Raw genomic sequence first — 3,895 nt, 5'->3', positions numbered from 1 at the left:
GTAGTAATCCGTACTGAACATATTATACATACATTATTTTCAGTATAGTTGAGCTTGTTATTGACTAGAGTCATGCTCTTCCAGCGGATAGCCAGAGGCCACTGCCAAGGCTTCCAGAGAGCGAACGCCTGTGTAGGTGCGGCCATTGATGATCCAGGTGGGATAGCTGGTGATCCCCGCTTCTGTGCATTCTTGAGCTTGGGGAGTGCCGGGGCCGTTGGGGGAGCACTCCACGTAGGGCACTTGGTCGAAAGCTGCCCCGAACAGCTCCTTTTGGTCTTGACAATGGGGGCACCAATAGGCCCCGTACATAGTGCCGCCGATCTGCCGCAGGTGGGCTGCTAACCCTACCGCCAGGGGGCTAGGCGGGGGAACTTGGTTGGCGTACACCCCAATCGTGGTCACCAACGTGAGAAAGGCCACCAGAATGTAGCTGAAGGCCAGCTTGCCCCAATCCAACCAGCGGTGGCCCAGCACGGTCACCAGCCCCAGCCCCGCCACCAAGATAATCGCGGTGGTGCAGTACATGCAGAATTGCCGCAGCACCGCCACCATCAGGTAAAGCATGTACATCTCAAAGGCGGTCATGGCGGAAACCAAGCCAAACAGGGCCGGCCAGCGCCACCGCTTCACCAATGGGAGCCCATCCGGCAGCACCGCCAGCGCCAAGACTCCCAGAAACCCCAGCAGGCCAACAGCCGCGGTCGGGATCCCCAAAAACTCTGCCCAACGGCTGGAGAGCACCAGGTCACACCCCCCATCCCCCGTGCAGAAGGCAGCGGGCTGCTCCGTCAGCTTGGTGTAGGTGAGATAGGCCGTCAACAGGGATCCCAGGCTGGCCAAGATCGCCAAGATCAGACGGGAATGGCGCTGCAGCCAGGTCTCTTCTTGGGCTTTGAGTTTGAGATAAGAAGCCATGGAGTTTCAGGGGTTTCAGCAGTTGGACACCCCCGATTATAGTGGGGTGGAGCTGGGCTCGTCCGTGGGATCCGACGCAGAAGAGCGCACCTGGGCGGCAAACCTGTCTCCCAGCGGATCCAGCTCCCCCAGGGATCCCAGTTTGGAGTCGGAGATAGGCCGGTCGCAGAGGCCCCAACGGCGGCGGAAGTAACGGGCCAGATCTTTTTCTGCCAGGGCCAGGTAGACCGGGCGACCATGAGGGCAAGTGTGGGGATTGGCGGTGCGCTGCCAAGCTTCCAACAGCTTTTGCATCTGCTCCAAGGTCAGCGGGATCCCATTGCGCAAGGCCCCTCGACAGGCCACCGCCACCTGGGCTGCCTGCACATCTTGACAACGGCTGAGCTCTAGCAGGGATCCCTGCACCTCTTCCGGATCTTCCGACTCCAAAGCCAGAGGGATGCGTCGAATGAGATGGGTATTGGGGCCAAAGGGTTCTGGCTCCAGCCCCAACTGCTCCAACCGCTCCAGGGCTTGGGGCGATAGTCCTTGCAGCGTTATGGGCGTCTCCGGTGCTACCAGTTGCCAATGCTGCCGGATGTACTCATAGCGAACTCGCTCGTGGGCCAGGTGTTGCTCCACCAGCCATAACCCCTGGGGGTGCTCCGCCAAGATGTAGATCCGATGCAGTTGGGCCAGCGCCTTGAGGGGGGGCAGGAGAGAAGTTGGGCGGTCAGAGGGAGGAAAACGGCTCTGGAGATCGGGCGAGACTCGATAGACCACCTTGGCCTCGCTGGCCCGGATCAGATGCACAGAGCGGCGGCTGGCCTGCTCGGATCCCAATTGCAGAAGGGAGTGCAGGTGTTGGCGCAACTGCTCCTGGCGGGCCGTCAGATTCTCCAGGTAGAGCTCGCTTTTGGCAGGATGACGGTTCCAATCCACCTGCTCTGGGGGCAGGCGCAGGTGAACAACCACCAGTGGATGACGGTGGCGAGGCAACGCGTGGTGAAAAACCGACTGGATCAGCCGTTGCCAGTCGGGCATCTGCACAAACCGTCCGTTTACGGCCACACGGATCCAATCGGGGTGGGGGCGATGCAGGCGATCCGGCAGGCCCAGCACCACTTCCCAATCGCTATCCCCATCCTGGATCCGCCGATAGCGCAGATCCGTGGGATCCAACTGCGGCAACACCTGCAGCAGCAGATCTTGCAGAGATTTTCCCGGCCAGAGGCTGAGCAGCAATTGCCCTTCCTGATGCACCTGCCAACTGACCCAGGGATGGGCTAGGGCTGCATTCTGCACCAGGGTCAGGAGCGGGCGAGTTTGGGGCAAGGCCCGACGGCGCAGAGGCCAGTCGGCAAACAAATCCGCAACCGTGACCACCGTTCCCAAGGCAGTGGCTGCCGGCTGCTTGTGGATCAGCTCCCCCTGTCGGTCGTAGGCGGCCAGCCAGCCGTGAGCATCAGAAACGTGGCGGGTTTGGATAGCCAGGGATCCCAAGCGGGCCAGGCTGTGCAGGGCTTCCCCACGAAATCCCAGGCTGCGACCTTCCAGTTTGCTGGTGGTATGGCGGCGGGCCACCTGCTCCAGCTCCGAGGCCGGGATGCCGTGGCCGTTATCCCCCACCTGCACCTGCCAGCGAGTCGGCCAGATCTCCACTTGAATGCGGGTGGCCTGGGCATCGAGGGCATTTTCCAGCAATTCCCGCAGAGCAGCCCCCAGAGAGTCGATCACCTCTCCCGCGGCCATCTGGGCAATCCGCTCTGGGTTCAGGGGTTGGATCTGGAACATGACACCCATCCTGCCAATCTGAGGGTCAGGGGCCAACAGAGCCTTAGCTTAACCTTCTCTTGCGGTTTCTGCGGCGGGCAACAGGAGCCTTGCACGCTCTAACCGGTTGAGGTCTGCAGAGGGGGGAAGTGCGCTCGATTTTCCGCTGGCCATTTCTACCGATTCGTTCCAAAGAGGCAATCAAAGCCAGATAAGATTTACATAGGAATAACTTTCATGCTACTGAGGATTTGGCCTCTTCTGATTTTTTGGGTTTCCAGAATATTTTTTGTGTATTGGCAATGTTCTCAACACGGCAGAACTGCAGCAAACTTTGAGCCTTTTATCAGATGCAGATTTTGTGGATGGTGCCCTGACAGCGAGTTGGAATGCCAGGTTTGTCAAAAACAATAGGCAACTGCCCGAGGGATCCCTGCAGCAACAGCAGATTCAGGAGACCATTTCTGCGGCTCTAGATCCCAATTGCCGTTTAGCTTGATCTGGAAGTGGCCCAACGGCAGGAACTGCGTAAACCCCAGCCAAGCACAGCTTCAAAAGGTCGGGCTTTCCCATGAGTAGTATGCAGGGCGTCTTCTACTGCTTATCCAAAAGGGCTCCCGTTTCCGGTTGATGCCAAGCGGCTAAGGTCGAGCCCCTCACAATAGGAAAATGGGCTGGGATCCTTCAGCCCCCGGCAAAGTTGGTAGAATAAAGTCAGCCTTCGCCTTGAACTTGAATTTGGATAGGGACTGGGGTCGACCGTTGGGATCCTCGGCTATGTTCGACAAACTGCTCTTTCCCATCGATAACTCGCGTGAGACCAGCCACGCCTTGCCCTTGGTGGCGGACATAGCACAGCGCTACAAGAGCCAAGTGTATTTGCTTTCTGTGCTGGATGATACGGAGCTTGACCCGGAGCGAGCCGAGCAAGCTCGGCAAAACATCCACAACCTGCTTAAGCAAACGGAGTCCGGCCTGCATCAAATCGGCCTTAGCAACGTCAAGAGTGAGTATCGAGAGGGGAAGGTACCTTTTGTCATCTGTGATGTGGCAGACGAGCTGGAGATCAGCCTGATTGTGATGGGCTGCCGCGGCCTCACCCTATCTGGAGAGGGGCAGAACAACTCCGTGAGCCACCGCGTGATCGATCTCTCCCCCTGCCCGGTGTTGGTCGTGCCCTGAGGAGAGGGATCCCATTGACCAAAAGGCGCGGCAAGCCCCGTCC

Annotated in this window: 3 protein-coding genes and 1 pseudogene; 2 read left to right on the top strand and 2 right to left on the bottom strand. The window is 59.0% G+C overall.

Features of this window, described 5'->3' with window-relative positions:
* Positions 1 to 57: 57 nt before the first annotated feature.
* Both NW815_RS11310 and mutL read right to left on the bottom strand, forming a co-directional pair.
* A complete protein-coding gene (locus tag NW815_RS11310) occupies positions 58 to 918 on the bottom strand; it encodes a vitamin K epoxide reductase family protein (protein ID WP_414388794.1) in 861 nt (286 codons plus the stop codon).
* 36 nt (positions 919 to 954) lie between these two features.
* Positions 955 to 2,691: a DNA mismatch repair endonuclease MutL gene (gene mutL, locus NW815_RS11305; protein ID WP_414388795.1), complete on the bottom strand. Its 1,737-nt coding sequence runs from the start codon at positions 2,689 to 2,691 to the stop codon at positions 955 to 957.
* A gap of 268 nt (positions 2,692 to 2,959) precedes the next feature.
* Here mutL and NW815_RS11300 point away from each other — a divergent pair.
* Positions 2,960 to 3,154, top strand: a pseudogene (locus NW815_RS11300) (PKHD-type hydroxylase); the annotation flags it as partial.
* A gap of 293 nt (positions 3,155 to 3,447) precedes the next feature.
* Positions 3,448 to 3,852 carry a universal stress protein gene (locus tag NW815_RS11295; RefSeq protein WP_011433838.1) on the top strand — a complete coding sequence of 135 codons (405 nt, stop codon included), beginning with the start codon at positions 3,448 to 3,450 and terminating at the stop codon, positions 3,850 to 3,852.
* Positions 3,853 to 3,895: the final 43 nt, after the last annotated feature.

It is taken from the genome of Synechococcus sp. R6-7 (assembly GCF_047461695.1).
Taxonomy (GTDB): Bacteria; Cyanobacteriota; Cyanobacteriia; order Thermostichales; family Thermostichaceae; genus Thermostichus.
The sequence above is the reverse complement of the archived record's forward strand: the minus strand, read 5'-3'. Positions and strand labels throughout refer to the sequence as shown.

Excerpts from the sequence above, each read along its gene's own strand:
- NW815_RS11295 (WP_011433838.1), top strand. The coding sequence starts at position 3,448 with ATGTTCGACAAACTGCTCTTTCCCATCGATAACTCGCGTGAGACCAGC.
- NW815_RS11310 (WP_414388794.1), bottom strand. The coding sequence starts at position 918 with ATGGCTTCTTATCTCAAACTCAAAGCCCAAGAAGAGACCTGGCTGCAG.
- mutL (WP_414388795.1), bottom strand. The coding sequence starts at position 2,691 with ATGTTCCAGATCCAACCCCTGAACCCAGAGCGGATTGCCCAGATGGCC.